The organism is Acidovorax sp. KKS102 (assembly GCF_000302535.1).
GTDB lineage: Bacteria > Pseudomonadota > Gammaproteobacteria > Burkholderiales > Burkholderiaceae_C > Acidovorax.
The window spans coordinates 3,616,531-3,641,700 of sequence record NC_018708.1 but is presented as its reverse complement, the minus strand read 5'-3'; the positions used below and the strand labels follow the sequence as shown (position 1 = coordinate 3,641,700).

Annotated in this window: 24 protein-coding genes; 7 read left to right on the top strand and 17 right to left on the bottom strand. The window is 66.7% G+C overall.

The features are described 5' to 3' along the window. Positions 1 to 63: 63 nt before the first annotated feature. The 6 genes from C380_RS16735 to C380_RS16710 all read right to left on the bottom strand — a co-directional run bounded on the left by C380_RS16735 (position 64) and on the right by C380_RS16710 (position 8,774). Complete coding sequence (locus C380_RS16735; protein WP_015015015.1) at positions 64 to 936, bottom strand: DMT family transporter; 873 nt, start codon at positions 934 to 936, stop codon at positions 64 to 66. A 286-nt stretch (positions 937 to 1,222) separates the two neighbouring features. Then, complete coding sequence (locus C380_RS24085; protein WP_015015014.1) at positions 1,223 to 4,876, bottom strand: response regulator; 3,654 nt, start codon at positions 4,874 to 4,876, stop codon at positions 1,223 to 1,225. Positions 4,877 to 4,900: 24 nt separating this feature from the next. Continuing rightward, positions 4,901 to 5,125 carry a fructose-2,6-bisphosphatase gene (locus C380_RS25430; protein WP_015015013.1) on the bottom strand — a complete coding sequence of 75 codons (225 nt, stop codon included), beginning with the start codon at positions 5,123 to 5,125 and terminating at the stop codon, positions 4,901 to 4,903. Beyond that, complete coding sequence (locus tag C380_RS16720) at positions 5,122 to 6,822, bottom strand: HD domain-containing phosphohydrolase (RefSeq protein WP_015015012.1); 1,701 nt, start codon at positions 6,820 to 6,822, stop codon at positions 5,122 to 5,124. Before C380_RS16720 ends, C380_RS25430 begins: the two co-directional genes overlap by 4 nt. 137 nt (positions 6,823 to 6,959) lie before the next feature. Then, positions 6,960 to 7,910: a nitronate monooxygenase family protein gene (locus C380_RS16715; RefSeq protein WP_015015011.1), complete on the bottom strand. Its 951-nt coding sequence runs from the start codon at positions 7,908 to 7,910 to the stop codon at positions 6,960 to 6,962. Positions 7,911 to 7,982: 72 nt separating this feature from the next. After that, the gene (locus C380_RS16710; protein ID WP_085944664.1) at positions 7,983 to 8,774 is read right to left on the bottom strand and encodes a pseudouridine synthase; all 792 of its coding nucleotides are present in this window, start codon (positions 8,772 to 8,774) and stop codon (positions 7,983 to 7,985) included. 200 nt (positions 8,775 to 8,974) lie between these two features. Between C380_RS16710 and C380_RS16705 the strand changes: the two genes are divergently transcribed. Beyond that, a complete protein-coding gene (locus tag C380_RS16705) occupies positions 8,975 to 9,310 on the top strand; it encodes an ankyrin repeat domain-containing protein (protein ID WP_015015009.1) in 336 nt (111 codons plus the stop codon). Positions 9,311 to 9,390: 80 nt separating this feature from the next. Here the strand turns inward: C380_RS16705 and C380_RS16700 are convergent, their stop codons facing one another. After that, positions 9,391 to 9,813: a TerB family tellurite resistance protein gene (locus tag C380_RS16700; protein WP_369750459.1), complete on the bottom strand. Its 423-nt coding sequence runs from the start codon at positions 9,811 to 9,813 to the stop codon at positions 9,391 to 9,393. Between the two features lie 180 nt (positions 9,814 to 9,993). Between C380_RS16700 and C380_RS16695 the strand changes: the two genes are divergently transcribed. Continuing rightward, positions 9,994 to 10,911 carry a DHH family phosphoesterase gene (locus C380_RS16695; protein ID WP_015015007.1) on the top strand — a complete coding sequence of 306 codons (918 nt, stop codon included), beginning with the start codon at positions 9,994 to 9,996 and terminating at the stop codon, positions 10,909 to 10,911. Positions 10,912 to 11,009: 98 nt separating this feature from the next. Here the strand turns inward: C380_RS16695 and C380_RS16690 are convergent, their stop codons facing one another. The 4 genes from C380_RS16690 to C380_RS16675 all read right to left on the bottom strand — a co-directional run bounded on the left by C380_RS16690 (position 11,010) and on the right by C380_RS16675 (position 16,064). Then, complete coding sequence (locus tag C380_RS16690) at positions 11,010 to 12,236, bottom strand: DUF1501 domain-containing protein (RefSeq protein WP_015015006.1); 1,227 nt, start codon at positions 12,234 to 12,236, stop codon at positions 11,010 to 11,012. A gap of 11 nt (positions 12,237 to 12,247) precedes the next feature. Beyond that, positions 12,248 to 13,861: a DUF1800 domain-containing protein gene (locus tag C380_RS16685; RefSeq protein WP_015015005.1), complete on the bottom strand. Its 1,614-nt coding sequence runs from the start codon at positions 13,859 to 13,861 to the stop codon at positions 12,248 to 12,250. Positions 13,862 to 14,177: 316 nt separating this feature from the next. Continuing rightward, positions 14,178 to 15,476, bottom strand: coding sequence for an MFS transporter (locus C380_RS16680; RefSeq protein WP_015015004.1), 1,299 nt, complete (start codon positions 15,474 to 15,476; stop codon positions 14,178 to 14,180). Positions 15,477 to 15,626: 150 nt separating this feature from the next. After that, a complete protein-coding gene (locus tag C380_RS16675; protein WP_015015003.1) occupies positions 15,627 to 16,064 on the bottom strand; it encodes a thermonuclease family protein in 438 nt (145 codons plus the stop codon). Between the two features lie 665 nt (positions 16,065 to 16,729). On the opposite strand from C380_RS16675, the gene C380_RS16670 reads away from it, so the two are divergent. Then, a complete protein-coding gene (locus C380_RS16670; RefSeq protein WP_051022730.1) occupies positions 16,730 to 17,224 on the top strand; it encodes a DUF2242 domain-containing protein in 495 nt (164 codons plus the stop codon). 44 nt (positions 17,225 to 17,268) lie between these two features. Here the strand turns inward: C380_RS16670 and C380_RS16665 are convergent, their stop codons facing one another. Continuing rightward, entirely contained in the window at positions 17,269 to 17,823 is a 555-nt protein-coding gene (locus C380_RS16665; protein WP_015015001.1) for a dihydrofolate reductase family protein, read from the bottom strand. A 97-nt stretch (positions 17,824 to 17,920) separates the two neighbouring features. Next, the gene (locus C380_RS16660) at positions 17,921 to 18,811 is read right to left on the bottom strand and encodes a LysR family transcriptional regulator (RefSeq protein WP_015015000.1); all 891 of its coding nucleotides are present in this window, start codon (positions 18,809 to 18,811) and stop codon (positions 17,921 to 17,923) included. Positions 18,812 to 18,943: 132 nt separating this feature from the next. Between C380_RS16660 and gstA the strand changes: the two genes are divergently transcribed. Continuing rightward, positions 18,944 to 19,552, top strand: coding sequence for a glutathione transferase GstA (gstA, locus tag C380_RS16655; protein ID WP_015014999.1), 609 nt, complete (start codon positions 18,944 to 18,946; stop codon positions 19,550 to 19,552). After that, positions 19,552 to 20,262, top strand: a complete 711-nt coding sequence (locus C380_RS16650; protein ID WP_015014998.1) for a glutathione S-transferase family protein — start codon at positions 19,552 to 19,554, stop codon at positions 20,260 to 20,262. Before gstA ends, C380_RS16650 begins: the two co-directional genes overlap by 1 nt. A 19-nt stretch (positions 20,263 to 20,281) precedes the next feature. Here the strand turns inward: C380_RS16650 and C380_RS16645 are convergent, their stop codons facing one another. Next, positions 20,282 to 20,818 carry a pseudouridine synthase gene (locus C380_RS16645; protein WP_015014997.1) on the bottom strand — a complete coding sequence of 179 codons (537 nt, stop codon included), beginning with the start codon at positions 20,816 to 20,818 and terminating at the stop codon, positions 20,282 to 20,284. Between the two features lie 88 nt (positions 20,819 to 20,906). Next, positions 20,907 to 21,833: a M23 family metallopeptidase gene (locus C380_RS16640; RefSeq protein WP_043566733.1), complete on the bottom strand. Its 927-nt coding sequence runs from the start codon at positions 21,831 to 21,833 to the stop codon at positions 20,907 to 20,909. 193 nt (positions 21,834 to 22,026) lie between these two features. On the opposite strand from C380_RS16640, the gene C380_RS16635 reads away from it, so the two are divergent. Then, on the top strand, positions 22,027 to 23,289 hold the full coding sequence (locus tag C380_RS16635) for a phosphatidylserine/phosphatidylglycerophosphate/cardiolipin synthase family protein (protein ID WP_015014995.1): 1,263 nt from the start codon (positions 22,027 to 22,029) through the stop codon (positions 23,287 to 23,289). Positions 23,290 to 23,318: 29 nt separating this feature from the next. On the opposite strand, the gene C380_RS16630 is transcribed toward C380_RS16635, so the two are convergent. Further along, on the bottom strand, positions 23,319 to 23,567 hold the full coding sequence (locus C380_RS16630) for a hypothetical protein (protein ID WP_015014994.1): 249 nt from the start codon (positions 23,565 to 23,567) through the stop codon (positions 23,319 to 23,321). A 260-nt stretch (positions 23,568 to 23,827) separates the two neighbouring features. Between C380_RS16630 and C380_RS16625 the strand changes: the two genes are divergently transcribed. Further along, positions 23,828 to 24,613, top strand: coding sequence for a transporter substrate-binding domain-containing protein (locus C380_RS16625; protein WP_015014993.1), 786 nt, complete (start codon positions 23,828 to 23,830; stop codon positions 24,611 to 24,613). Between the two features lie 42 nt (positions 24,614 to 24,655). Here C380_RS16625 and C380_RS16620 read toward each other — a convergent pair whose 3' ends face one another. After that, entirely contained in the window at positions 24,656 to 25,138 is a 483-nt protein-coding gene (locus C380_RS16620; RefSeq protein WP_015014992.1) for an SRPBCC family protein, read from the bottom strand. Between the last annotated feature and the right edge of the window lie 32 nt (positions 25,139 to 25,170).

Here is a 25,170-nt window from a genome sequence, read left to right as displayed (position 1 = left end):
TACGGCGCCAGACCTGCGGGCGCGTCGTCCGACGGTCTGGCTGCAACCGCCTGACGTTGTTGTTCAGGGCGGAACCACCGCCTGTGTGCGCTCCTGGCGCACGAGGTACAGGCCGCTGCCGATGATGATGGCGCCGCCCAGCAGCGTGCTGTAGCCAGGCACCGTCTGCCACAACACCCAGTCCAGCCCCATGCCCCAGGCCAGGGCCGTGTATTCAAACGGGGCCACCACCGAGGCCTGTCCGTGACGAAACGCCTCGGTGATCGCCAACTGCCCCGCAAACCCGGTCACGGCCAGCCCTGCCACCAGCGGCCAGTGGGCCTGCGCCACGCCCACCCACTGGGGCCACGCCAGCGCGCCGGCGCCCAGCGCCAGCAGCGTGGTGGTCCAGAACACCAGGCTGGCGCTGGAATCGGTGCGGGTGAGCATGCGCCCCGTGATGGCCGATACCGCATAGCAGGTGGCTGCTGCCAGCACCGCCAGTGCGCCCAGGGTAAAGAACGCCTCCTGGTTGGGCCGCAGCGCAACCAGCACCCCCACCATGCCCAGCACAATGGCCACCCAGTGAGCGGGGCGCACCTTTTCGCGCAGCACCACGGTGGACAGCGCGGTGATGAGCAGCGGGGCAATGAAGAACAGCGTATAGGCCTCGGCCAGCGCCAGTTCACGGATGGCAAATGCAAACAGCGCCAGCATGGCCACGTTGAGCCCGCCGCGCAGCAGGTGCAGCGGCCAGCGCACCTTCAGCAGCCGGGGCACTTCGCCACGCCACAGTGCGTACAGCGCCACCAGCGGCAGCGCCGCCCAGCCCCGCAGCGCCGCAACCTGCATGGCGGGGTAGTGGGCGCTCAGTGTCTTGAGCAGCGCATCCATCAGCGAGAAGAAGCCCACGGCAGCCACCATGGCGATGATGCCGCGCAGGTTGCCCGCGGGCATCGCCAAGCCTGCTGAAGCGCTCGGCCGCGCCTCAGACATTGTGTGGCCCCGTGGCTGCGTGCGAGCCAGCGAGGCCTTGCTGGCGGTCATGGGGGGCAGGAGCCTGCGCAGAGAAGAAAAGGCGCGGGAAAAAGCGCGGCAATGGCGGGCTGGGCAAAGGCATGGGAAGGTGGGCTCCGCAGGACTGACGCTTGGAGAGGCCAGACCATGGCGGGGCATGTGCGACAAGGCCAAAAAGTGTAGCGCAGGCACGCCGCGCCGCTTCGCTGAGTTGTGTCAGCCGCGCTTACCCTAATGATGGGGTGGGCGCGGGCGTGTTGGCCGGAGCGGTATCGCTGCTGCCTCCGCCGTCCGCTGTGGCGAGGATGGCGTCGAGCAGCGCCAGCGCCTGCACAAAGTCGAAACCATCGATGGCCTGGGCCAGCGCCTGGGCGCGGTCCGGGTAATGCTGCAGCATGGCGGGGTGCAGCCCGGCGTAGGCGGCGCTGGCATCGAGGTCGTCGCTGGCCAGCAAGGGCCGCAGTGCCCGCAAGCCTGCTCGCAGATGGTCGGCATCGGCTGCAGGGGCCGCGCTGGTCGCCTCTGCGGCAGCATCCAATACAAAGTGCAGGGATTGCACCAGTTGTTGCAGTCGCGCATCCAGGTCTTGCAGCGCGTGTTGGGTGTCGGCATCCACACCCCCTTGCGGTGTGGCTTGCACCCTGGCCTCGGCTTGCTGCGCGGCCACCTGCAAGCCGGTAAGGCCGGCAGTGCCCGCCAGGCCCTTGAGCGTGTGCAGGATGCGCTGCGTTTCGGCCAGGTCACCGCTTTGCCAGGCCTGCAACGCCTTTTGCGCGTCGTGGGGGTGTTCCACCACCATGCGTTGCAGCAGACGCACCAGCGCCGCAAAGTTGTTGCCCAGCGACTGCAGTCCCTGCTCCAGCTGAAAGCCTGCCACGCCCTGGAGTTGGGCCCGCACCTGTGCTTCGTTCTGCAGCGTGGGGGTCGATGTTGCAACGCTGGGCGTTGGGGTTGCGCCCGTGGCGTCCACGGCGTGGGGCAGCAGGCGCGCCAGCACGCGCGCCAGTTGTGCCGGGTCCACGGGCTTGGGCAGGTGGTCGTTCATGTCTGCGGCCAGCGCGGCGGCGCGGTCTTCGGCGAAGGCGTTGGCCGTCATGGCCAAGATGGGCGTCTGCGCATGGCCTGGCAGCGCGCGGATCTGGCGCGTGGCCTGCAGGCCATCCAGGTGGGGCATCTGGATGTCCATCAGGATCAGGTCGTAGTGACGTTCGCGCGCGCGCTCCACCGCAATCGCCCCGTCGCCCGCCATATCCACGGCAAAGCCCAGTTGGCGCAACAGCTCACCCGCCACCTCCTGGTTCAGCGCGTTGTCTTCGGCCAGCAGCAATTGCAGCCGCGGGGTGAAATGGACGGGAGCGTCGGGGGGCAAAACGGGCGCAGCAGCTTCTGGCAGCTGCGCACGGTTCCACACGCGCACCAGCACTTCTTCCAGCGCCGTGGGCAGCACGGGTTTTGGCAAAAAGGCGGCAAACGGGCCCGCATCCACCTCGTCGGCGGGGCAGCTCAGGCTGCCGCTGACCAGGATGCAGGCGGGGATGTGTTTCAGGGGCAGTGCGCAAATCTGTTGCCAGGTCTGGGTGCCATTCAGGCCCGGCATCAGCCAGTCGGTGAGCACCAGCTCGTAGGGGTCGCAGAGTTCGTCAGCCTGTGCCACCGCTTGCACGGCCTGCGCGCCGGACGACACCGCGTCGGCCCGCGCTCCCAGGTGGGTGAGCATGTCGGCCAGCAGCTCACGGGCTTCTTCCATGTCGTCCACCACCAGGACGCGGGTGCTGGGGGGCAGGGCCTGCACATGCTGCGGTGCGGCAGCCTGGGAGCTGATGCCAAAGGGCGCCTCAAACCAGAAGGTGCTGCCCTTACCGGGCTCGCTGCGCACACCCACTTGCCCGTCCATCAGGTCGGCCAGGCGGCGCGAGATGGCCAGCCCCAGGCCGGTACCGCCGTGGGTGCGAGTGGTGGAAACATCGGCCTGCTGAAACGCCAGGAACAGCTTGCCCTGTTGCTCGGGGCTCAGCCCGATGCCGGTGTCGCGCACCTCAAAGCGCAGGCGCACCTGGTTGGCTTCGCGGTGGGTGACAAACGCGTGCAAAGACACGCTGCCGCGTTCGGTGAACTTGACTGCGTTACCCATGAAGTTGGTCAGGATCTGACCCAGCCGCATGCCGTCCCCATGCAGAATGGGGGGCACACCTGCAAGTTCGGCCATCACCTCCAGGCCCTTGGCCTCGGCCTTGTCGCCGGTAATGGTGAACACGTTGCTCACCACCTTCTCCAGCTCGAAATCGGTCGGGTCCAGGGCCATCTTGCCCTCCTCGATCTTGGAGAAATCCAGGATGTCGTTGATGACGGCCAGCAGGTGCATGGCAGCGCCCGACACCTTGTCGAGTTGCTGGCGCTGGTGCGGGTTGGTGGTGTCGCGGCGGATCAGGTGGGTCAGCCCGATGATCGCGTTCATGGGTGTGCGGATCTCGTGGCTCATGCTGGCCAGGAAGGCGCTCTTGGCCTGGTTGGCCTCATCGGCCATGGCCTTGGCGCTGCGCAGCTGGGCATTGGTGTGCTGCAGCTCCGGCGTCTGCTGTGCGAGGGCTTGGCTGGTCTTTTCGAGATCGAGCGTGCGCTCGGCCACCAGTTGTTCCAGCTCGTCGCGGTAGCGGGCCAGTTCCCGCTCGGACTGCTTGCGGCTGGTGATGTCCACCCAGATGCCGGTCATGCAGTCGCGGTCATGCAGGTGCAGGGGGCGCATCGAAACCCAGAAGTCGCGGACGTTGCCGGCCTTGTCACGCCGCTGGGTCTCGAAGTCCAGGCCGCCCTGGGCCTGAATGCGCTGGAGCTTTTCATCGACCTTGCTTCTGTCCGGGTCCAGCTGCAGGTCGTAGAGGTTCATCAACGAAAACTCTTCGCGCGTGTAGCCCAGCGATTCGTAGGTGGCATCGTTGAAGCTCACGAACTGCAGGGTCTGCATGTCCAGCACCACGATGCCGATGGGCGCCTGGCTGATGATGTTGGCGTGCAGCTCCTCGCGGTCGTGCAGCTCTGCCAGGGCCAGACGGCGTTCGTCCTGTGTTTTCTGAAAGGCCAGCACCGCATTGGCCATGTCCCCGATGAGCGTGCCTTCGCGTGCGGCCATGGCCTTGATGCGGGAAAAGGTCTTGTAGTCGCTCAAGCCGCTTTCGCCGCGCGACAGTTTTTGCAGGATGGTGTTGAGCCGGTCCAGCTGGCGGGATGTGGACCGCGACAGCACAAACCACAGTGCCAGAAACACCAGCGCGGCCAGCGTGCTGTAGAGGCGCATGCGGCGATCAAAATCCTGCAGCTGGTTGCGCGTGCTGGCAGCGTTCTCTATGGCGTGGTCCATGAAGGTTTTGGCAATGTCGCCCATGCGCAGTGCGAACACGCCGTAGTACGCCGTGGCGCTGATCAGGTGCTCGCCTGCCGCTGACTGGTCGATGGCCATCTGGTCCGAACTCATCAGCGCAAACTGGCGAAACTCTTGAAACGCTCTGAGTGCGGCGGGGTAGTGCGTGCTGACATGCGAGAAGTCGTGGGCTGTGGTCAGCCCAGTCAGGTCCTTTTCGAGCGCGGCCATTTCGTCCACGATGAGCCCGTGGAGCTGGTAGGCCTTGGCTTCGTCCACCTCGCGGTATTTGGAGACAGTCAGGGTCTGCGTCAGCCGCAGCTTGATCTCCAGCAGTTTTCGGCTGATGGCCTCCGCCTTGACGGCCACCTGGATGTCTTCCTCCTGGCTTTGCAGTGCTTTGCGCTGCACGGCCTCGGTGTGCTGCTGCACTGCGTAGTCAAACCCCATGTCCACCAGAACGGCCAGCACCACCGGCAGAAAGAAACGCAGAAAAAACCGTTGGCGTTTGAGCAGGAGGAGCATGGGCGTTGAGTGGCGCGAGATGGGTCAGCGCTTGGAGGAGGCGGGCAGCAGGGCGGCCCAGTGAGACGGCGGAATGCTGCCCAGGTATTCAAACCGCGACTGCCCCAGCGGACGCAGCACCACCATCGTTCCCTCGGGCTTGACGAAATAACCCATCAGGTCCGCCATGTTGGGCGCGTGGGCCACGATGACGCGGTTGGTGCCGGCAGGAACCGGGGTGGATACCAGGGCCCGCGTGGCGGCGATCACCGGCTTTTCTGCTCGCTCGTCAGGTTGGCGGTGTAGGCCAGAAGGGGCTCTGCGCGCAGCAACTGGGGCTGCGTGGCAAAGGTGAGCTGTGCGCTTTCGCGCGCCCTGCACAGCGGGCTGTGGATGACCTCGCCCACGGGAATGCGGGCACGCTGCAGCGTCACACCCAGTTCGCGCGCCTGCTGCCGCCCGGCATCACTGAGGACCCGCTGGGTATTGCAGTCGTTCAGGTCCACCTGCGGGGCCTGGTCCACCCGGCTGCTGTCGGTGGCGCCATGGCGCAGGTACAGCACAAAACCGCCCCGGCGCATTTGTGCCAGCAGGGCGGGGCCAACGAGAGTTTCCTGAAGGTCCTGGTCCTGTGCGCTGCATACGCCAGGCCACCCTGCCGCTGCCGCAATGGCCAGCACCCAAGCACCCAAGCACCCACAGTAGCCCGGCGGACGGTCGGGTTGCCGCGCAGTGCGATGGCCGGGGACAATGCAAGCATGCTTCACGGCTCCAGCGCGGGCGCCGGGTGGCCTGCAAACTGCTCGGCGATGGCGGCAGACTGCGGCACCAGCTGTACGAACGCATCGCAGATGTCGGGGTCGAAATGCTGGCCACGGCCGTTGCGGATGATGTCCACCGCGTCGCCGATGCGTGAACGCGCGTTTGTAGTGGCGGCGCGAGATCAGCGCATCAAACACATCGGCGATGGCCATCAGCCGTGCGGGCAACGGGATGGCGTCGCCCTGCAGTCCCTCGGGATAGCCCGAGCCATCCCACTTTTCGTGGTGGCCTGCCGCGATCTGCCGTGCGGTCTCCAGGAACTCCAGCGCCGAGTTTCTGGGGGCGCTGGCCGGGTGGGCTGGCTGGTGGTGACCCATCTGCAGCACACTGCGTATGGCCTCGTCGATGGCGTCGGCACCAATGCGCGCATGGGTCTTCATGATCTCGAACTCATCAGGGGTGAGCTTCCCTGGCTTGAGCAGGATTGCATCCGGAATGCCCACCTTGCCGATGTCGTGCAGGGGCGCGGCCTTGGCGATTTGCTGGCGCTGGTGGGGGCTGCCCAGCAGGTGCTGAAAGCGCGGGTGGTCCTGCAGGTGCAGCATCAGGGCCTCGATGTAGGCCTGCGTACGGTGCAGGTGGTTGCCGGTTTCGTTGTCGCGCTTCTCGGCCAGCGTGGCCATCGCGTGCAGGCTGAAGTCCTTGATGAGCTCGTTCTCCGCCATGCGCCGCTGCACCTCGGCGTCCAGGTAGCTGTTCTGGTCGGCCAGCCAGTCGCGCGCGGCCTTCAGCTCCAGGTGGGTGCGCACCCGCGCCAGCAGCACGGCGGGCTTGATGGGCTTGGCCACGTAGTCCACAGCGCCCGCTTGCAGGCCGCGTTCTTCGTCCGCGATGGCGTCGAGGGCGGTCACGAAGATCACCGGGATCTCGCGGGTCTCTGGCGCCGCACGCAGGGCGGCCAGCACCTCGTAGCCGTCCATCTCCGGCATCATCACGCCAAGCAGGATGATGTCGGGCACCGGCTGGGTGTGGGCGACCTGCAAGGCCCGCTGCCCCGAGTTGGCCGCGCGCACGTGGTAGTACGGGCGCAGCAGCTGGCCGATGACGGTCAGGTTTTCGCGGTGTGGTCGACGACCAGAACCGTTCTGAGCAGGGCTTTGTCGTCGGTCGGCAAAAACATGGTCGGGGTGCTTTCGGGCTACCACGCAGAGAATTCGCTTTGGTGTAAGTGCATGTTGCTGCCCTTACAGGAGCTGACAAGCTTTCCGTGGTGCGGTGGTCGGGTAGCACATCGCATCCATGCGTTGCCGCCGCAGCACCTGTCGGGCCGGGGGCCGCCCTTTTAGCCAAACAACCGCGCTGCAGCCATGGCGCCCATGCGCTGGCTGATGGCAAAAAACTCTGCCACGGTGTCGTCAATGATCTGCTGCGCGGTCTTGACGGAGTCAATCAATCCCACGGTCTGCCCGGCCAGTGCAGGGGCCGCCTCCATGTCACCGTCAAAATACACGCGCTGAATGCCCGCAAAGCTGTCGGCAGGCATCAGGCCGGCCTCGTGGATGGCCTGGGTGCGCTGTGACTTGAGCGCGCGGATGCAGGGGCTGGCCTTGGTGTTGAGCATCCAGGTGCCGGTCACGCCTGCATCGACGATGGCGTTCTTGTAGTTGGCGTGCACGGGGCTTTCGGCGCAGCTCACGAAACGCGTGCCCATCTGCACGGCCTCGGCCCCCAGTGCAAACGCAGCAGCCATGCCGCGCCCGTCGCAGATGCCACCGGCTGCCACCAGCGGAACGTCCACTTGTGCACGAATGGCCTGCAGCAGCACGAGGGTGGAGACCTCTTCGGGGTTCTTGAAGCCGCCGCCTTCACCGCCTTCGACCACCAGGCCGTCAATGCCTGCGTCCACGCATTTCAGCGCCGCGTCCACCGTGGGCACCGCGTGGTACACGGTGATGCCCGCGTCCTTCAGCGGCGCAATGAACTTGGCCGGGCTGCCCGCCGAGGTGGTCACAAACTTCACGCCCGATGCGCACACAAAGCGCAGCATGGCGTCGTCCTTCAAAAAGCGGATGGGCAGGTTCACGCCAAACGGCAGGCCCAGCGCGCTCATCTTGGTGATCTCGGCCTGGCAGTTGGCGGTTTCGCCGGACGATGTTTCGATGATGCCCAGTCCACCTGCGCGCGACACCGCCGAGGCCAGTTGCGTGCGCGCAATCCAGCCCATAGGCGCCTGGATGATGGGGTAGCGCGCACCGGTGTGGGCAAGGACGCGGTTGGTGGCGGGTGCGGTCATGGGCGGTGTCTCCTGCTATTTTTTTGGAGCGCCCATTATTTCGACGGCAGTGCTGTCGCCGTGTCGCCCGCGTTACGGGGCCGGGGCGGGTGTCTCTTGCCAGGGCAGCAGCACAAACAGGCGCTGCCAGTCGGCGCAGGGAGAAACCGTAGCATCGTCGGTCGGCGGGTGCTCGCAGCCCCAGTCTGCAGGCCCAGGCCAGCGCAGCCCGCTGTCGAAGGTCATCGCCGCCCCCGTTACCGGGTGGGGCACCGTGAGCTGCCAGGCATGCAGCCACAGCCGCTGCTGGCCCAGCCGCTCGGCCCACCAGCGGTTGAGCGGGCCTTTGCCGTGCGTGGCGTCGCCGATGATGGGGTGGGCCAGGTGCTTGAGATGGCGGCGGATCTGGTGGCGCCGCCCGGTGGTGGGGATGGCCTCAACCAGTGAGGCGCGGGTGGTGGCAAAACGCGCATCGCTGGCCTCCGGCAGCGTGAGCTGCGCCAGGCGCCGAAAGCGTGTGTGGGCGTCCTGCACGGCCGCATCGGCCGGAGCATCGTCGGGCTTCAAGGCATGGTCCACCTCGATGGCCTCAGGTGCCCAGCCACGCACCATCGCCAGGTAGCGCTTGTGCGTGGCGCCATGCTCAAACGTCTGTGACAGCGCGCGCGCCGCATCGCTGTGCAGCGCCATCACCAGCACGCCGCAGGTGCCCTTGTCGAGCCGGTGCACCGGGAACACATGCTGGCCCAGCTGGTCGCGCAGGGTCTGCATCACAAACCGCGTCTCGCCCGCATCCAGCCCTGTGCGGTGCACCAGCCAGCCGGCGGGCTTGTACAAGGCCACCAGGTGCTCGTCGCGCCAGAGGATGTGCAGGGGAGGGGGCATGGAGGAATGTGTGTGTGCCATCGCGGGCTAGGGATCCTCTGCACGAATCAAGCGGCAAGTGAGCGCAGCAGACCGCCCGAGGCCGCTGATGCGCACGGCGCGCTGATTCGTGCAGAGGATCCCTAGGGGAAGGCGCGGATTGTGCCGCACGCGCCGCTGCCTACACTGGCCCCTTCAACCCTTGCAAAGGATGCCGAGGTATGTCCGCAGGAGACTGGAAAGACATGTACGCCGCCGCCGTGGCCGGCGACCTGGCGCTGGTGCGCCACCACATCAGCGCGGGCGTGAACCCCAACTACCAGCATCCCGAGATCCTTTGCACACCGCTTGTGGCCAGCCTCATCCACGGCCACGATGCCATTGCGCATTACCTGCTGGCCCACGGGGCGGACCCCATGCTGCGGTCCGACTTTGACGACATGACCCCGCTGGAGGCTGCGCGCCGTTATCGGCGCACCGAGTTCATTGGCATGCTGCAGGCGCAGGGTGCGAAGGAGGAGCGCAAGCCGTTCTGGTGGCGCTGGTTGCCGGTGTAGAGGCGAAGTGTGGGCACCCGGTACAGCCCGTGCAGCCCCGGCCAGCGGCCGCCGTGTAAGGGCCCCCGCCGCGAAGCGACTCAATGGGGGCTTGTTTCCTTCGCGCGCATCTTGGCGCCGATGTACTCGCCGTGCGTCACATGCAGCAGGCCCGCCACCTTGCTGATGGTGTGCATCTCGTTCTCATCCGGCAGTGCGTCCGCATAGGCCACCTGCCACATGGCTTCGACCAGCCGGATCTTCTCGGCCTGTGTGAAGTGTTCGTTCAACTGGCTGGTGAAGTGCTGGTAGTCGTAGGCCGTTCGGGAGGTGGTGGTGGCCTGGTCCAGCAGTGCCTGCAGTTCCTCGTCCGACAGCGCAAACTGCTGGCGCAGTGCGCTCTCCATCACGCCGCGCTCCGCTTCGCCCAGGGTCGCCTTGGTGCGCACCACCTCCACCAGCAACACGGCGGCTGCCAGTTGCAGTGCCCTTGCACGCTCGGCTGGCGAGGGTGTGGGGTGCAAGGGAGCAATGCTTTCCAAAAGTTCTTTGAGGGCTTGGAACATCGTGGGCTTACGAGGCTGCGTGAATAGGATGGATGCGTCAGGGGCGGCGTTGGTTCCGCTGCTTTGACGGGATGAGGACGCCCTGGCTGCGCAGATTGCGCTCGGTGCCCTGCCATGCCCCGGCGACAATCGGGGGCCATGACGAAGAAAACCATACTCCCCCTGCAACTGCTGGTTGCCCCCGACAAGAACGACCCCGCGCCGCTGATCCTCTACCACGGGCGCAATTGCCCCGATGGCTTTGGCGCGGCGCTGGCCGCATGGCTGTACTACGGCGACCAGGCTGAGTACGTGGGGCTGGACCACGGCGATGTCAAGACCGTGGACGACCTGCCGCCCCTGCAAGGCCGTGCGGTGTACATCCTCGACTTCTCGTTTGCCAACGAGGTGATGGCCGCCATCGATGAGCGCGCCGCCAAGCTCGTCATGCTGGACCACCACAAGAGCGCCGCCGAAAAGCTCACCGGCTTTGCCTGCCGCTGCGGCGTGGTGCACTTCGACATGAACAAGTCGGGTGCGCGGCTGGCGTGGGAGTTTTTCCATCCGCACGAACCGATGCCTGCCCTGTTCAAATACGTGGAAGACCGCGATATCTGGAAGTGGGAGTTTGCCGAGAGCGCTGCCTTCCTGTCGGCCCTCGATATGGAACAGCAAGGCTTTGCGCGCTGGCGCGAGATTGCCGACTTCACGCCCGAGCAGCTCCAACAGTTCATGGTGCGCGGTGAGGCCATGGACCAGAAGTACCGCAAGCTCTGCGCCGACATCGCCGAAGGCGCGCAGCCGCTGGTGTTCAACGGCATCACGGGCCTGATGGTTAATGCCCCGGGCATGTTCCACAGCCTGGTGGGCGACATCCTCTCGGCCAAGACCGGCACCTTTGCGCTGATGTGGAGCGCGGGCGAAAAGGGCGTGAAGGTGGGGCTGCGCTCGCAGCGCAACTTTGACTGCATCGCGCTGGCCGAAAGCATGGGCGGCGGCGGCCACGCGCAGGCCTGCGGCTTCAAGATGAAGGTGGAGCGCCTGCCCGAACTGTTGACAGGCACCTTCAACGCGTAGTGCTGGGGTGATTTGGAGAGAAAGCCGCCTGAAGCGCTACAACTGCATGCCTCAGAAGCTATCAAAAATATAGTGAACGGCGTGGAGAGCGAGCGCGGCTAGACCAGTCGCAGGTCCGCGCCTCTGGTCCCTGGAAACACCCGCCCCAGGGCCGCCGCGTTCAGCCCGTACATCCGCGCGAACAACCCGCCCAGCACACTGCGGTAGTCGTTGAGCACGGGGTAGTCGCGGTTCTGGAACAGCGTGGTGGCCGTGAGCGCCTGCTGCTCGCCCGTGATGCGGCCGCCATTCACTCCGCCACCCAGCACCCAGAACACCGTGCCGTGGCCGTGGTCTGTGCCCCGGTTGCCGTTCTCGCGGAAGGTGCGGCCAAACTCGCTGATGACCACCACCACGGTGGACTTCCACGCGGGGCCCATCTCGTCGGCAAAGCCTGCCAGGCCCCGGCCCAGTTCCTCCAGGCGGTTGGCCAGCGCGCCGGTGGCAGCACCTTGGCCCACATGCGTGTCCCAGCCGCCTACGTCCACAAAGCCGATCTGGTAGCGCGACTGCATCAGCCGCGCCATGCGCCGGGCCGTGCCCTCAAATCCCTTGGTACTCAGCGCATTGCGGCTGGCGGCATCCATCTCGCCCTGCATGGTGCGGGCCACTTCGTCGCGGGTGGCAAAGCCTTCGTTCACCGGCGTGGCCAGCGCTGTGCCCCGGTACATGGATGCGATGAGTTCGGCCTGCCGCGCATCCACACCACCGCGCCCCGCGCCTGCGCTCAGCGCGGTGTTGGGCACATCCACCGCGCCACGCAGCACCAGGGGCAGGGTGCTGGTGAACGCCATGGACTGCAGCGTCTCCCCACCGCTGTCGGTGCGCGGGTTCAGCTCGGCCACCAGCCGGTTCAGAAAGCCCGATCGGTAGTCACGCCGCCCGCCCAGGGGCTGGCCCAGCTCGATGCTGTCCTGCGTGTCGAAGTGGCTGCGCGAGAGGTCGTCCGTGCCCGCAAACGGCACGAACGCGAGCTGACGCTGCTGGTACAGCGGCAGCATCGATTCCGCCAGTGCCGGGTGCAGGCCCCAGTCGGCTGTGAGCGGCAGGGCGCCGCCCTCCTGCCCCGGCCGGGCGATGGCGATGTTGGGCCGCGTCTCGTAGTAGTAGCTGCTGGCCGTGGGCACGAGCAGGCTGGCGCAGTCGTAGCCACCGCGCAAAAACACCAGCAGAAAGCGCGTGTCCTGCGCGCGGGGTGCGGCGAGCACGCTGGCGCTGTGCACGCCCAGGCCCGCACCGAGTGCGCTGGCGCCCAGGGCCTGGAGAAGGTGTCGTCTGTGCAGCATGAAGTTTTCTTTCATCCGTGCATGAACTCGGGGGATGCGAGGAATAGCAGGTTCCATTCGCGCGGCGAGGTGGCCTGCGCCAGTGCGTTGCGTGTGGCCGGGGACCAGTTGGGCTCCATGGCGCGCACGTAGGCTGTCTGCGCCAGGGCGGGCGGCATGCGCGGCGCGGCGCGGGGCGCTGCGTCATCGCTTGCTGGCGGGGCTGCCAGAGCGCCTGCACCCAGGGCCCGGGCCATTTCAAAGCGCGTGCTCATCTGCCCCGAGCCCGACCACGACGCGGAGTCCAGCGGGTAGCCGTCGGGCGTGACGCGGCCATACAGGGGCTCGGCCAACCGTTGCAGCCACGCCAGTGCAGGGTCGGTGTTGGGCAGCACAGCGTCGCCGTGCGCCAGGCGCAGGCCCGCCAGCGCATAGTGCACTGGGTCCCGAAACCGCTGGCCCAGGGATGCGCGGAACTCTGGGGTGTGGAACAGCGTCTCCAGCACCGCAGCAATGTCGCCGTCGGTGCGCTCAAAGCTGCGGGCCAGGGTCTGCAGCAGCGTGGGCGGCGGGTTGTCGCCCACCAGAAAAAGCGCGATCTTGCGCGTTATGAAGCGTGCGGTGGCTGGCGCGCGGGCCAAGCGGTCCAGCGCCTCGTCCACCTCGGCCAGGCCCTCGGCGCGCAGCGGCTGGCCGAGCAGCGTCTTGGGCTCCCAGTCGTGCCGCTGGGGGTTGAACTCGAACAGTCCGTCGCGCACGTAGTGGCGTCGCAGCGCGGGCTTCATGCGCGGTGGCTCGTCACCTGGCGGCCGCTGCGACACGCCCACGCCGGTCAGCACGCGGGCCAGCTCTTGCACGTCCTGCTGGCTATAGCCGCCGTCCACGCCCAGCGTGTGCAGCTCCATCAGCTCGCGCGCGTAGTTTTCGTTGATGCGGCCTGCGGCGTTTTGTGCGTTGTCCAGGTAGCGCAGCATGGCCGGGTGGCGCACGGTGGCGCCCAGCAGGTCGCGAAAGCGGCCCAGTGCATGGGGTCGTATCGCGTGTTCCTCGTAGTTACCCACCAGGGCGCGCAGGTTGCCCTTGCCGGCAAACACGTTGAAGTGGTTCATCCAGAACCAGGTCATCTTCTCGCGCAGCTGGGTGGGCGAATACAGCGCGCGCAGCACAAACCGGGCGGCGGCCTGTTGTTGCAGGGCGCGCATGTCTTGCTGCCAGGTCTTGAGCGCGGCCTTGCGCTCGTCTTCAGTAGGCAGGGCCTTGGCGGCGCGGTGGCGGGCTTCCATGTCGGCTGCCAGCGCCTCGATGGGGGTGCGCGATATGGCCATGGCGTCGATCTGCGCCTGGGCCTCGCGTGGCAACGGTGCGTTGCCACCGGGGCGCAGCTGGCTTGTCAGGTAGGCGCTGATGCCCAAGCCACCCAGTGCTTGCACGCCCTGGCCGGTGCAACCCCAGGTCACGCGGTCGAGCAGGTGGGCCTGCGTGGGTTCGTCGGCGGACGCCCAGCCGCCAGTGCTGACGGCGTTGGGCGATGCAGGGGGCGCAGCCTGGGCCGACGGTGCGGCGCCAAAAGCTGCGAAAGCCGCCATGCCCGCCATGCCCAGAAGTAGGGTGCGGCGGTGGAGGGGCGGGGAGGTGTCGGGAATCATGGGGCCTCGCTGGCTGCCAACCAATGGCTACCCCCCATGGTGCCGCTGCGATCCACCGGGTGCAAGGCGGCGCAGCGGGTTTTACCTGCGCGATACAAACGCCAGCGAGGATGTATCTAGGAGTCTGTCGGACTTGGAAATCGTCGGCTTCGAATCGGCCGCAGCGGTCCATTTTTCACCGTCTTTTTGCCCCATAGCCGGGCTATGGGGCTGCAAATCCGGCAAAAACTGTCCTCGCTGGGGCCGATTCTCGCTTTCGACGCTCCAAGTCCGACAGGCTCCTAGGGGTTTCGTGAATCGCCCCGCAGGATGCGCGTTACGGCAAAGGTGCCGCGCCCGTGGCCTGCGCGGCCTCTTCAAAACGGTCCACCTTGCGCAGGGTCTGGAACGCCAGCATCCAGCCACCCACCACACCCAGCGTGCACAGTCCGCCCACGATGGCGGCAGGCACCACGCCCAGCCACGCGGCACTGGTGCCCGCGCGGAACTCGCCCAGTTCGTTGGACGAACCGATGAACAGCATGTTCACCGCGTTCACCCGCCCACGCATGGAGTCTGGCGTGGAGAACTGCACCAGCGCGCCGCGGATGTACACGCTGACCATGTCGGCGGCGCCAGCCACCAGCAGCGCCGCGAACGACAGCCAGAACAGCGTGGACAGCGCAAACACCAGGTTGGCCACGCCAAATACCGCTACGGCGATGAACATGGTGCGGCCCACATGGCGGTTGAAGGGCCGCATGCTCAGGTACAGCCCGGCACTGACCTCGCCCACCGCCATGGCACTGCGCAGCGCGCCCAGGCCTGCCGGGCCCACATGCAGCACCTCTTGTGCGTAGATGGGCAGCAGCGCCACCACGCCGCCCAGCAGCACGGCAAACAGGTCCAGCGAGATGGTGCCCAGAATGATGGGCCGCGTGCGGATGAAGGTGATGCCAGCGCCAAAGCGCTCCAGCATCGTGCCCTGTGCAGGGCCGGGGGCCGTGGCATGGGCCACCACCACGCGCAGCAGCAGCGCCACGCCGAGCACAAAGCAGGCGCAGCAAATGGCATAGGTCAGCTCGCCCCCGCCCAGCGCGTACAGCAGCCCGCCCAGCAGCGGCCCGCCAATGCTGGCCACGCGCATCAGCATGCTGTTGGCAGCAATGGCCTGGGCCAGTTGCGCGCGTGGCACGATCTGTGGCAACAGGCTCTGCATGGCCGGGCCCGAGAACGCGCGGGCGCAGCCATACAGCACCAGCACGGCATAAATACCCGCCACGCCGCTGCTGCCGTGGCCCGACAGCCACCAGAGCAGTGCGCTGCACACGCCGCCCACCGACCAGGCCAGTGCCAGGATGCGCTTGCGGTCAAAGCGGTCGATCAGGTCGCCCGCGGGCAGCAGCAGGGCCAGCATCGGCAGAAACTGCGCCAGCCCCACATAGGCCAGCGCCAGGGGCTGGCGGGTCAGGTCGTACACCTGCCAGGCCACCACCACGGCCTGCACCTGGGTGGCCACCACGGCCACCACGCGGGCGATCAGGAAGGAAAGGAAACCCGCGTGGCGGTAAACGCTGGCAGCTTGTTCTGGCGCGGTAACGGCGGCGTGCGGGGTGGTCGGCTCTGGGGTGGGCATGGACGGGGTCGGGACGTGTGGGGTGTACGGCAGGCATGGCGCCGCACCCGTGGGCGGGAGCGCCGATGCTAGCGTTTGTGGGCGTGGTCTGCTGTCAAGGGCTGGTAAAGCCGCCACGCAGACGCTTCTTTGCAAATTACCCCAGCGCAGTCAACGCCGATGCCGGTGCCGGTAGTCCCACGGCGCCAACGGGCGCTTTTGGGACCACAGGCCCGCATGCTGCGCCTGCGCAGAACGCTGCAGGGGCGCCAGGTGGGGATAGCCGCTGGCGTACGGCGTGTAGACCCAGGCCATGCCAGCGCGCACCTGGGCCGTTGCTACGTCCGTCCCGCCGCAGCGCACCTGCGCCACCATGCGGCCATAGCTGTCTTCGTCCACCGGTTGCAGCGTGGCCCGTTGGCGAAAACACAGTTGTGCCAGGTGCTGTCGCGACTTCTGCCCGAAAGCCTGGCGTGACTCGGGGGCATCAATGGCCGCCACCCGTACCTTGACCTGCTGGTAGGTACCAGGGGCGCCGCAGCGGACGGTGAGGGTGTCGCCGTCGCTGATGGCGACGACCAGGCAAAGCAGCGAGGCGGCGAGGGGCACTGGGGGCTTGAATGTCGTTGGGTGGGCGCCGGCGGCGGTGTGGGGGCTGCAGCGGGCTGATTGTGGCCGGCTGCGCTACAGCAGTATGCCTTGGTAGCTATGAATAATATAGCATTTGCGGTCGGCCGGAATGGGGTGGCAGGCAGACAGCGGGCGCTGGTGCGACGCGCCTGTTCGCTGCTCCGAAGTCCTTCCTGGCAAACAATGCAACGCCGGACTGTTTGCTTCAAGGTGTTACCGCGCCCATGTGTACACGGCATGAAGAATATGGGGAACCGCAAGCGGTTACTGCCGTCAGACACCCCAGGCGCTGTGACAATCGGGTGCATCGTCCAGCGCGTTCGTTTCGCGTTGGGTTTGCGCTTGTTATCGTCGGCACTAGTGTGCTGTCCCGTAAATAGCTGCACGAAATGAAATCGATGGCATCGCGCCCAGGGCAAGGCGCAAACCGCAGTGATAGCCGTAGCTATCGCGAGGATTTGCAACGCAGCCCTGGGGGTGAGGACGCGATTTCATGTGCAGTTATTTGCGGGACAGCACACTAGCCACCCACCACCCAAGGAGTCCCGGTTTTGCGTTTCCCCTGGTCCACAGAATTCCATGCCTCCCCACCCACGCTGTTGCGCGCCGCCGCCGTGGCCCTGGCCTGTGGCGCGACCTTGGTCATGGCAGGCTGCACCAGCACGGGGGTCAAGACGTTTGGCGTGCAGGAGAACTTTGGCTCGGTCGCCACCTATTCGCGCCTGTTTGATGCCACCCCGGCCCAGACCTGCGAGGCCTCGCGCCGCGCGCTGCTCAGCCAGGGCTACGTCATCTCGTCCAGTTCGGCCGATCTGGTCGAGGGCAAGAAGAGCTTCCAGCCCGAGCCCGAGTCGCACCTGCAGATGGTGGTGCGCGTGGTGTGTGTGCCCGAGGCTAATGACGGCAAGGTCAGCCTGGGCTTTGTGACGGCCACGCAGGACACCTATGCATTGCGCAAGACCAACAACTCGGCCAGCGTGGGCGTGGGCGCCATCGGGTCGGTGTCGCTGCCGTTCTCGTCCAGCAGCGAGTCGCTGGTCAAGGTGGGCAGCGAGACCATTGCCAAAGACACCTTCTACGACAGCTTTTTTGACCTGGTCAAACGCTACTTGGTCATAGACCAGGCGTTGGCGGACTGAGTAGCCCTGGCGGGACAGACGCCCGTACTCAGGTACTCAGGCACTCAGCGGTCGGAGCGTGGCGGCACCCGGTAGCGCAGCTCGGCAAACACGCCGCCCAGCGTGGTTACGGATTGCAGCTGCAGCGGCGGCTGCACCACACGGCGCGGAAACAACGGGGTGCCCGCGCCCAGCGTGACCGGCGCCACCTGCACGATCAGTTCGTCCAGCAGGCCCGCATCGTCAAACTGCCCCTCCAGGCCACCCCCGCCCACCACCCACACATTGCGGCCTGCTGCGGCCTGCACCATGGCCTGGTGCACGGGGCGCACATCGCCACGCACAAAGCGGACATCGGCACCGGCAATGCTGCGCAGCGTGCGCGTGCTGAACACCCAGGTGGGCTGTGTGTACGGCCAGGGCTGCCCCGCATCGATGGCATGTTTCAGCATCCATTCGTAGGTGTGTGACCCCATGGCCAGCGCGCCCACGTTGCGGATGAAGTCGGGGTAGCTGGAGCCCTCGATCTCGCCAAATTGCAGGAGCCAGTCCAGGTCATGGTCGGGCGTGGCGATGAAGCCGTCGAGGCTGGATGCGCCGTAGAACTGTGTAGTGGTCATACCCGGGCACTGTAGGGACCGGCTGCTGACAACGTGCTGGCAGCTGGCGCGGGTGGGGTCTGCCCCGTGCATTCATCGGCCAGAGGCTCCCAGTGACTCAAGGCAGCTGCACCGTCTCCGCCAGGTGCCCGTACACCGTCGCAATGCGCCTCAGGTGGCGCGACTCCGGGTGGGTCAGCAGCCACAGCTCGGTTTCGCCATCGGCCAGCGCGCCCGTGAGCGGGCGCAGGTCGCTGCGGCTCTGGGCCAGAAAGAGGGGCAACACCCCCACGCCCATGCCCAGGGCCACCAGTTCCATCACGGTGAGCAGGCTGTTGACGCGGTAGGTGGGCTGCGCCCTGGGGTATTGCTTTTTGCGCCAGCGCACCGAGGGGTGGTCGGGCAGGGCGTCGTCGGGCGCAATCCAGGCGGCGCGGTTGGCCTCCACGTCCGACAGGGCCAGCGTGCTGCCAGCGCCTGCATACAGGGCCGAGCGGATCATGCCCAGCTGCCGCCCCACCAGGTGCTGCGGCGGGCGCTTGGTGGCGCGTACGGCGATGTCGGTGTCGCGCCGCGTCAGGCTCACCAGCTCGTTGCCGGCGTGCAACTCGTACACCAGGGCCGGGTGCTGCGGCTGCAGCAGCTGCAGGGCGGGGGCGATGAGGCCGTGCAGGATGGTGTCGGTGGTCGAGATGCGCACCGTGCCCGACACCTGTTCGGGCTGCGCCTGCGCGGCAGAGCGGGCAGCCTCCAGGGCGGCTTCCACCCGCTCGGCCTGTTCGGCCAATGCCTGGGCCAGTTCCGAGGGACGGTAGCCGGCGCGCGACCGGTCGAACAGCGACTGGCCCAGCCCCCGTTCGATGCGCTGGATGGCACGGAACACCGTGGACGCATCCACACCCAGCCGCTCACCGGCGGCCGCCAGGGTGCCGGTGCGCACCATGGCCAGCAGCACTTCCAGCTCGGCGGCGCCCAGCTGGTATTGCGTTGATGCAACGGTTAATTTCATGTTCGCTTATTTTGTTTGCGTTTTTGCAAGCATAGATTCTGCCTGTCGCTGGCCGTTGCTGTGTACCGATGGGTATCCGTGGGTGCCGAGGCGCGACATATTCCAACCCTTTTTACAGAAAGCCCCGTTCCCATGAAGCTCTACTACGCCCCCGGTGCCTGCTCGCTCGCCGTCCACATTGCCTTGCGCGAGGTCGGCGTTGCGTTCGATCTGGTCAAGGTGGACCTGGTGCGCCACACCACCGAGACCGGCGCCAACTATCTCGACATCTCCCCGCGCGGCTATGTGCCCCTGCTGGAGCTGGCCGACCAGTCGCGCCACACCGAAGCAGCGGCGCTGCTGCAGTACGTGGCCGACCTGGACCCGGCGCGCGCACTCATCGGCCAGCCCGGCTCCAGCGAGCGGCTGGCCGTGCTGGAGTGGCTCACCTTCGTCAGCACCGAACTGCACAAGGGCTTCAGCCCCTGGCTGTGGCACAAGGAGACGGCCGACTCCACGCGCCAGGCCGTCAAGGCCAAGCTGGCCGTGCGTTTTGCCGAGATGGAGGCCGTCCTGTCGCGCAGCGATTTTCTGGCAGGCGGCTACAGCGTGGCCGATGCGTATGGCTTCACCATCGTCAACTGGTCCCACTTGCTGGGCATCCCGCTCACTGCCTACCCGCACCTGCAGGCCTGGATGGCACGCGTGGCGGCCCGCCCGCAGGTGCAGGCTGCGCTGCGGGCTGAGGGGTTGCTGTCGTGATGGCCCAGACCACAGCGCCCGCTGCGCTCACTCTGGTCTCGCACGCGCTGTGCCCCTATGTGCAGCGCGTGGCCATCGTGCTGCACGAAAAGGGCCTTGCGTTCGAGCGCCGCACCATCGACCTGGCCCGCAAGCCCGACTGGTTCCTGGCCCTCTCGCCGCTGGGCAAGACCCCGGTCCTGCAGGTGCGCGGCCAGAGCCTGTTCGAGTCGGCCGTGATCTGCGAATACCTGGACGAGGTGGCCATGCCCGTGCTGCACCCGCCAGATCCGCTGCAGCGCGCACGCCACCGGGCGTGGATGGAGTTTGGCTCTGCGGTGCTGAACACCATCGGCGCCTTCTACGCCGCGGCGGATGAGGCCACGCTGCAGGCCCGCGCGCAGGACCTGCGCAGCCGTTTTGTGCAGATCGAAGAGGCGCTGGGCCAGCGCAGTGTGCCCGGGCCGTACTTTGCAGGGCCGCACTTTGGCATGGTGGATGTGGTGTTTGGCCCGGTGTTTCGGTACTTCGACGTCATCGACACCTTGCCGGGCATGGATGACCTGGCGCTCTGGCAGGGCTTGCCGCTGGTGCAGCAGTGGCGCGCAGCGCTGGCGGCGCGCCCTTCGGTGCAGCAGGCCGTGGGTGTGGACTACGCCGATGGCTTGCGGGCCTTTTTGCGTGCACGTGGATCAGCGCTGTCGCGGCGCATGCAGGCAGTGGCCGCGTAAGCCCTGCACGCCTCACAGCTCAATCCGCCCAGGTGCCCGGCGCCAGCCCGTCCAGCGTGTACGGCCCGATGGCCGCGCGGATCAGCCGCAGCGTGGGGTGGCCCACGGCGGCCGTCATGCGGCGCACCTGGCGGTTGCGGCCTTCGCGGATGATGAGTTCGATCCAGGTGGTGGGGATGTGTTTGCGCTCGCGGATGGGTGGGGTGCGGTCCCACACCGCAGGTGCGGGCTCCAGCAGCCGTGCGCGGGCGGGCAGGGTGGGGCCGTCGTTCAGCACCACGCCGCTGCGCAGCGCGGCCAGCGCAGCCTCATTGGGGACGCCCTCCACCTGCACCCAGTAGGTCTTCTCCATTTTGAAGCGCGGGTCGGCAATGCGGGCCTGCTGCTTGCCGTCGTTGGTCAGCAGCAGCAGCCCTTCGCTGTCGGCGTCCAGCCGCCCGGCTACGTACACGCCGGGCAGGTCGATGTAGTCCTTCAGGCCCTGCCACTTGCCCTCGGGCGTGAACTGGCTCAGCACGCCATAGGGTTTGTTGAAGCGGATCAGGCGCGGGGTCATGGGGCTGGTTTCAAGCAAAAAGGGCTGGATGCGCTAGTGCAATATGCGCTGGGTGCTATTAAATGCATAGTAATGATGACTGGCGCCATCAGGCCGGCACGAACAGCGCCGGGTCCACCATGGTGCGGTTCAGCATCACGCCCCAGTGCAGGTGCGGGCCGGTCACGCGGCCAGTGGCGCCCACCTTGCAGAACGCGTCGCCGGCCTGCAGCACATCGCCCACGCGCACGTCCATGCTGCTCAGGTGGCAGTACATCGTCAGCAAGCCCTGGCCGTGGTCCAGCCACACCGTGCCGCCGTTGAAGAAGTAGTCGCCCACGTCAATCACCCGGCCCGGCAGCGGCGCCACGATGGGCGTGCCGGTGGCGGCGGCAATGTCCATGCCGCTGTGCGGATTGCGCGGCTGGCCGTTGAACACGCGGCGCAGCCCGAACGAGCTGGACCGCCGCCCTGGCACCGGCACCCGCATGCGCAGCGATGCCAGGGCCACGCCGGCGGGCTGCTCGGTGAAGGTGGCCATCACCTGGGCCTGGTGGTCGCGCTCGCGCTCGTAGCGGGCCTGGTCCTCGGGCGACAGGTCCACCGTGCGGGGCGATACCTTCAGGTGCTGCTCCTTGTACTGCTTGGGGGCCACGCTGTAGTGCACCAGGCGCGGACTGCCGCCGCCTTCGGGCAGCACGCTGATGAAGGCATCACCCGGCGCCGCCGCCAGCGGGATACCCACGATGGCCGTCCACTCGATGGCATCGCCCACCACGCGCAGCGGCACATCCACCTCGCCCTGGCGCACCTGCGCCACCGGCCGCGTGGCCGCCGGGCCCAGCGACAGCCGCGCCACGCCCCCGGGCACCTGCAGGGCCTGGGGCCACACCGTGGGCGCGGGGGGCAAGGGCTTGGCGTGCAGGGGCGCCACCAGGGCAGGCTGTGCCAGCAGGCCCGCCGTGCCGATCAAGGCGCTGCGGCGGGTGATGGAGAGGGTGGGGCGGAGGGGAGCAGGGCAGGCAGATTCAGGCACGGCAGAGAAGGGCAAGAGCAAAAAACAAAGGAGCTGCGCGAGGGGTGTTGCTATGGGCTGAGCGCACCGCTGTCGCGGCCGACAAGGGCGATTGTGCCCCCGGTGTTGGCGGCGTCCGCCTACATCGCGCGTGCATGGTGCCACCTACCATCGCGCCATGCCTCCCGCCGCCCCTCGCCGCCGCCGCTCCACCATGCTCACTGTCTTGCTCACGGCCCTGGCCACGGGGGCCCTTGTCCTGTTGGCACTCAACTTCACGGCGGGCGAGAAAAAAGTGCAGCAGCAGCTGCCGCGCCTGTACAGCACCGCCCACCCGCAGTTCGAGCGTGCCCTGGGCAGCCTGCTGGGCCCGGGCATTGTGGGCGGCAATGCGGTGACGGAGCTGATCAACGGCGACCAGATCTTTCCGCCCATGCTGGCCGCCATCAAGGCTGCGCAAAAAAGCGTCACCTTCGAAACCTATATCTACTGGTCGGGCGACATCGGCAAGCAGTTTGCCGACGCCCTGAGCGAGCGCGCCCGCGCCGGTGTGCCCGTGCATGTGCTGCTCGACTGGGTGGGCAGCGCCAAGATGGAAGAGAGCTATCTGGCCGAGATGAAGGCGGCCGGGGTGTTGATTGAAAAGTTCCACAAACCCCACTGGTACAACCTGGCCCGGCTGAACAACCGCACCCACCGCAAGCTGCTGGTGGTGGACGGGCAGGTGGGCTTTACCGGCGGCGTGGGCATTGCCCCGGCATGGACGGGCCACGCGCAGGACCCCGACCACTGGCGCGACTCGCACTACCTGGTGCGTGGCCCCGTGGTGGCGCAGATGCAGGCCACGTTTCTGGACAACTGGCTCAAGGTCACCGGCAAGGTGCTGCATGGCGAGGCGTACTTTCCGGCCATCGCACCAGCGGGTGCGCAAAAGGCGCAGATGTTCTCCAGCTCGCCATCGAGTGGCAGCGAGAGCATGCAGCTCATGTACCACCTGGCCATCACGGCGGCCGAGCGCAGCATCGACCTGTCGGTAGCCTACTTTGTGCCCGACGACCTGACCCGCAAGCTGCTGATGGATGCGCTGGCACGCGGCGTGCGCGTGCGCCTCGTCACCCCCGGCGAGCACACCGATACCGAAACGGTGAAGGCCGCATCCCGCGCCACCTGGGGCGAGCTGCTGCAGGCCGGGGCCGAGATTTACGAGTACGGGCCCACCATGTACCACTGCAAGGTCATGATCGTGGACCAGCTGCTGGTGTCGGTGGGCTCCACCAATTTTGACAACCGCTCGTTCCGCCTGAACGACGAGGCCAACCTGAACGTGTACGACGCCGCGTTTGCGCAGCGCCAGACCCATGTGTTTGAAGACGACATTCAGCGGTCACGCCGCGTGACCTACGAGGCCTGGCTGGAGCGGCCGTGGAGCGAAAAGCTGCACGAAAAGATGACCGGGCTGCTGCGCTCGCAGTTGTGAGGTGACTGCAGCGCCCGGTGTTTCACGGGTCAGTGCGTCACAAACTCGTACGCCACTTCTTCACTCTCCACCATCTCCAGCACCTCGTTGAGCTCGTCCTCGTTCTCGCTGCTGCTCCACATGTCTTCGGGGTCGTTGGCAAACAGGGGTTCGATGGCCAGATCCAGAAACTTGTTGTCGGCCATCTGGATGACGGGCGTGCCTTCCGAGGTTTCGACCAGTTGCCAGTCGTCGGGCACGGTCATTTCGAGCTGGATGGTGACATTGAGTTTTTTCATGAGGTTCCTTGTTGGGTAGGGGCGGTGGGTGGTTGGCGCCAGCCGTTGGCAGCGCCTTCAGGGCATGCAGGGTAACCCAGCAGGGTGGCAATGCCTGCGCGGTGCCATCATGGGGCACGCACAGTGACACGCACATGGCACGTTGAATGCTTGGTGCTGGCGTATTCTTTGGTGGCCCCGCCTCGTCTGGTGCGCGCAGCATTGGTCGGGCGGGCCGATTCATCCCTTCTGCACCCCTTTGCCTTCTGGAGCCCTTTCCCATGATCCCCAAGAAAACACTCGCTGTGGCTGCGGCCGCGCTGTTTGCCGCCATGTCCCTCGTCTCCCAGGCCACACATGCCGGCCCCCGGCTCGACAAGATCATGGATACCAAGGTCATCCGCGTGGGCACGCCTGGCGACTACCGCCCGTTTGCCATCAAGACCGACGCGGGCTACAGCGGCCACGACATCGACGTGATCGAAACCATGGCCAAGGAGCTGGGGGTGAAGATCGAGTATGTGCAGACCTCGTGGCCCAACCTGGTGAAGGACCTGCAGGGCGACAAGTTCGACGTGGCCGTGGGCGGCATCACCCGCAACGTCAACCGCATGCGCATTTTTGACATGCTGCCCGGCTACGCACCCTTTGGCAAAGTCGCCCTGGTGCGTGCGGCCGACAGGGCCAAGTACACCAGCGTGGACGCGATGAACCAGCCCACCGTGCGTGTCATCAAGAACCCCGGCGGCACCAACGAGACCTATGTGCTCGCCAACCTCAAGGCCGCCCAGGTCAGCACGCACGACAAGAACGCCGAGATCCCCGCACTCATCGCCGAGGGCAAGGGCGACGTGATGATCACCGAAACGTATGAAGCCCTGCACTACGCCAAGGCCGACCCGCGCCTGGCCGCAGCGTTTGTGGACGCACCGCTCACGCCCAAGAACTACCTGGGCTTCATGCTGCCCACCGACGACGCCGACTATGTGCGCGTGATGGGCTTTGTGTGGGGTTTGGTGGACAGCCGGGGCACCATCAAACAAGCGGCTGACAAGTGGTTGAAGTAACCCGGTTGATGTAATCAGGACCGGGGGGTGCGGGCGCGTGTGTTACTCGCCCGGAATCTCCGGCTCCACCAGCAGCGCCAGCAACTGCAGCGACTCCTGCCAGCCCAAGTAGCACATCTCGGTCGGGATCACCGCCGGGATGCCCGCCTGCACGATGGACACCTCGGTGCCCGTCATCACCTTTTTGAACTGGATGGTGGTGCGCATTTCGCCCGGCAGGTTCGGGTCGTCAAACCGGTCGGTGTGCACGATGCGCTCGCCCGGCACCAGCTCCACATACTCGCCGCCAAACGCGTGCGTGCCGCCGCTGCTCAGGTTGGTGAACTGCATGCGGTAGCTGCCGCCCACGCGCGCATCCAGGCTCAGCACCCGGCCCGTGAAGCCGTGGGGTGGCAGCCATTTGCACATGGCGTCTGCATCCAGAAACGCGCGGTAGATGCGCTCGGCCGGGGCGCGCAGCACACGGTGCAGGGTGACGGTGCCGGTGGCGGCGGTCGGGGCTGCGGAGGGGTTGGGGTTCGTCATGCAGGGTCTCCTTGCGGGAATCGGGGTGGATG

Bases quoted from the DNA above. Each gene is read 5' to 3' on its own strand.
- C380_RS16735 (WP_015015015.1), bottom strand. From the start codon at position 936: ATGCCCGCGGGCAACCTGCGCGGCATCATCGCCATGGTGGCTGCCGTG.
- C380_RS24085 (WP_015015014.1), bottom strand. From the start codon at position 4,876: ATGCTCCTCCTGCTCAAACGCCAACGGTTTTTTCTGCGTTTCTTTCTG.
- C380_RS16715 (WP_015015011.1), bottom strand. From the start codon at position 7,910: ATGACCGCACCCGCCACCAACCGCGTCCTTGCCCACACCGGTGCGCGC.
- C380_RS16710 (WP_085944664.1), bottom strand. From the start codon at position 8,774: ATGCCCCCTCCCCTGCACATCCTCTGGCGCGACGAGCACCTGGTGGCC.
- C380_RS16705 (WP_015015009.1), top strand. From the start codon at position 8,975: ATGTCCGCAGGAGACTGGAAAGACATGTACGCCGCCGCCGTGGCCGGC.
- C380_RS16695 (WP_015015007.1), top strand. From the start codon at position 9,994: ATGACGAAGAAAACCATACTCCCCCTGCAACTGCTGGTTGCCCCCGAC.
- C380_RS16690 (WP_015015006.1), bottom strand. From the start codon at position 12,236: ATGCTGCACAGACGACACCTTCTCCAGGCCCTGGGCGCCAGCGCACTC.
- C380_RS16685 (WP_015015005.1), bottom strand. From the start codon at position 13,861: ATGATTCCCGACACCTCCCCGCCCCTCCACCGCCGCACCCTACTTCTG.
- C380_RS16680 (WP_015015004.1), bottom strand. From the start codon at position 15,476: ATGCCCACCCCAGAGCCGACCACCCCGCACGCCGCCGTTACCGCGCCA.
- C380_RS16670 (WP_051022730.1), top strand. From the start codon at position 16,730: ATGGCAGGCTGCACCAGCACGGGGGTCAAGACGTTTGGCGTGCAGGAG.
- C380_RS16665 (WP_015015001.1), bottom strand. From the start codon at position 17,823: ATGACCACTACACAGTTCTACGGCGCATCCAGCCTCGACGGCTTCATC.
- C380_RS16660 (WP_015015000.1), bottom strand. From the start codon at position 18,811: ATGAAATTAACCGTTGCATCAACGCAATACCAGCTGGGCGCCGCCGAG.
- gstA (WP_015014999.1), top strand. From the start codon at position 18,944: ATGAAGCTCTACTACGCCCCCGGTGCCTGCTCGCTCGCCGTCCACATT.
- C380_RS16650 (WP_015014998.1), top strand. From the start codon at position 19,552: ATGGCCCAGACCACAGCGCCCGCTGCGCTCACTCTGGTCTCGCACGCG.
- C380_RS16645 (WP_015014997.1), bottom strand. From the start codon at position 20,818: ATGACCCCGCGCCTGATCCGCTTCAACAAACCCTATGGCGTGCTGAGC.
- C380_RS16635 (WP_015014995.1), top strand. From the start codon at position 22,027: ATGCTCACTGTCTTGCTCACGGCCCTGGCCACGGGGGCCCTTGTCCTG.
- C380_RS16630 (WP_015014994.1), bottom strand. From the start codon at position 23,567: ATGAAAAAACTCAATGTCACCATCCAGCTCGAAATGACCGTGCCCGAC.
- C380_RS16625 (WP_015014993.1), top strand. From the start codon at position 23,828: ATGATCCCCAAGAAAACACTCGCTGTGGCTGCGGCCGCGCTGTTTGCC.
- C380_RS16620 (WP_015014992.1), bottom strand. From the start codon at position 25,138: ATGACGAACCCCAACCCCTCCGCAGCCCCGACCGCCGCCACCGGCACC.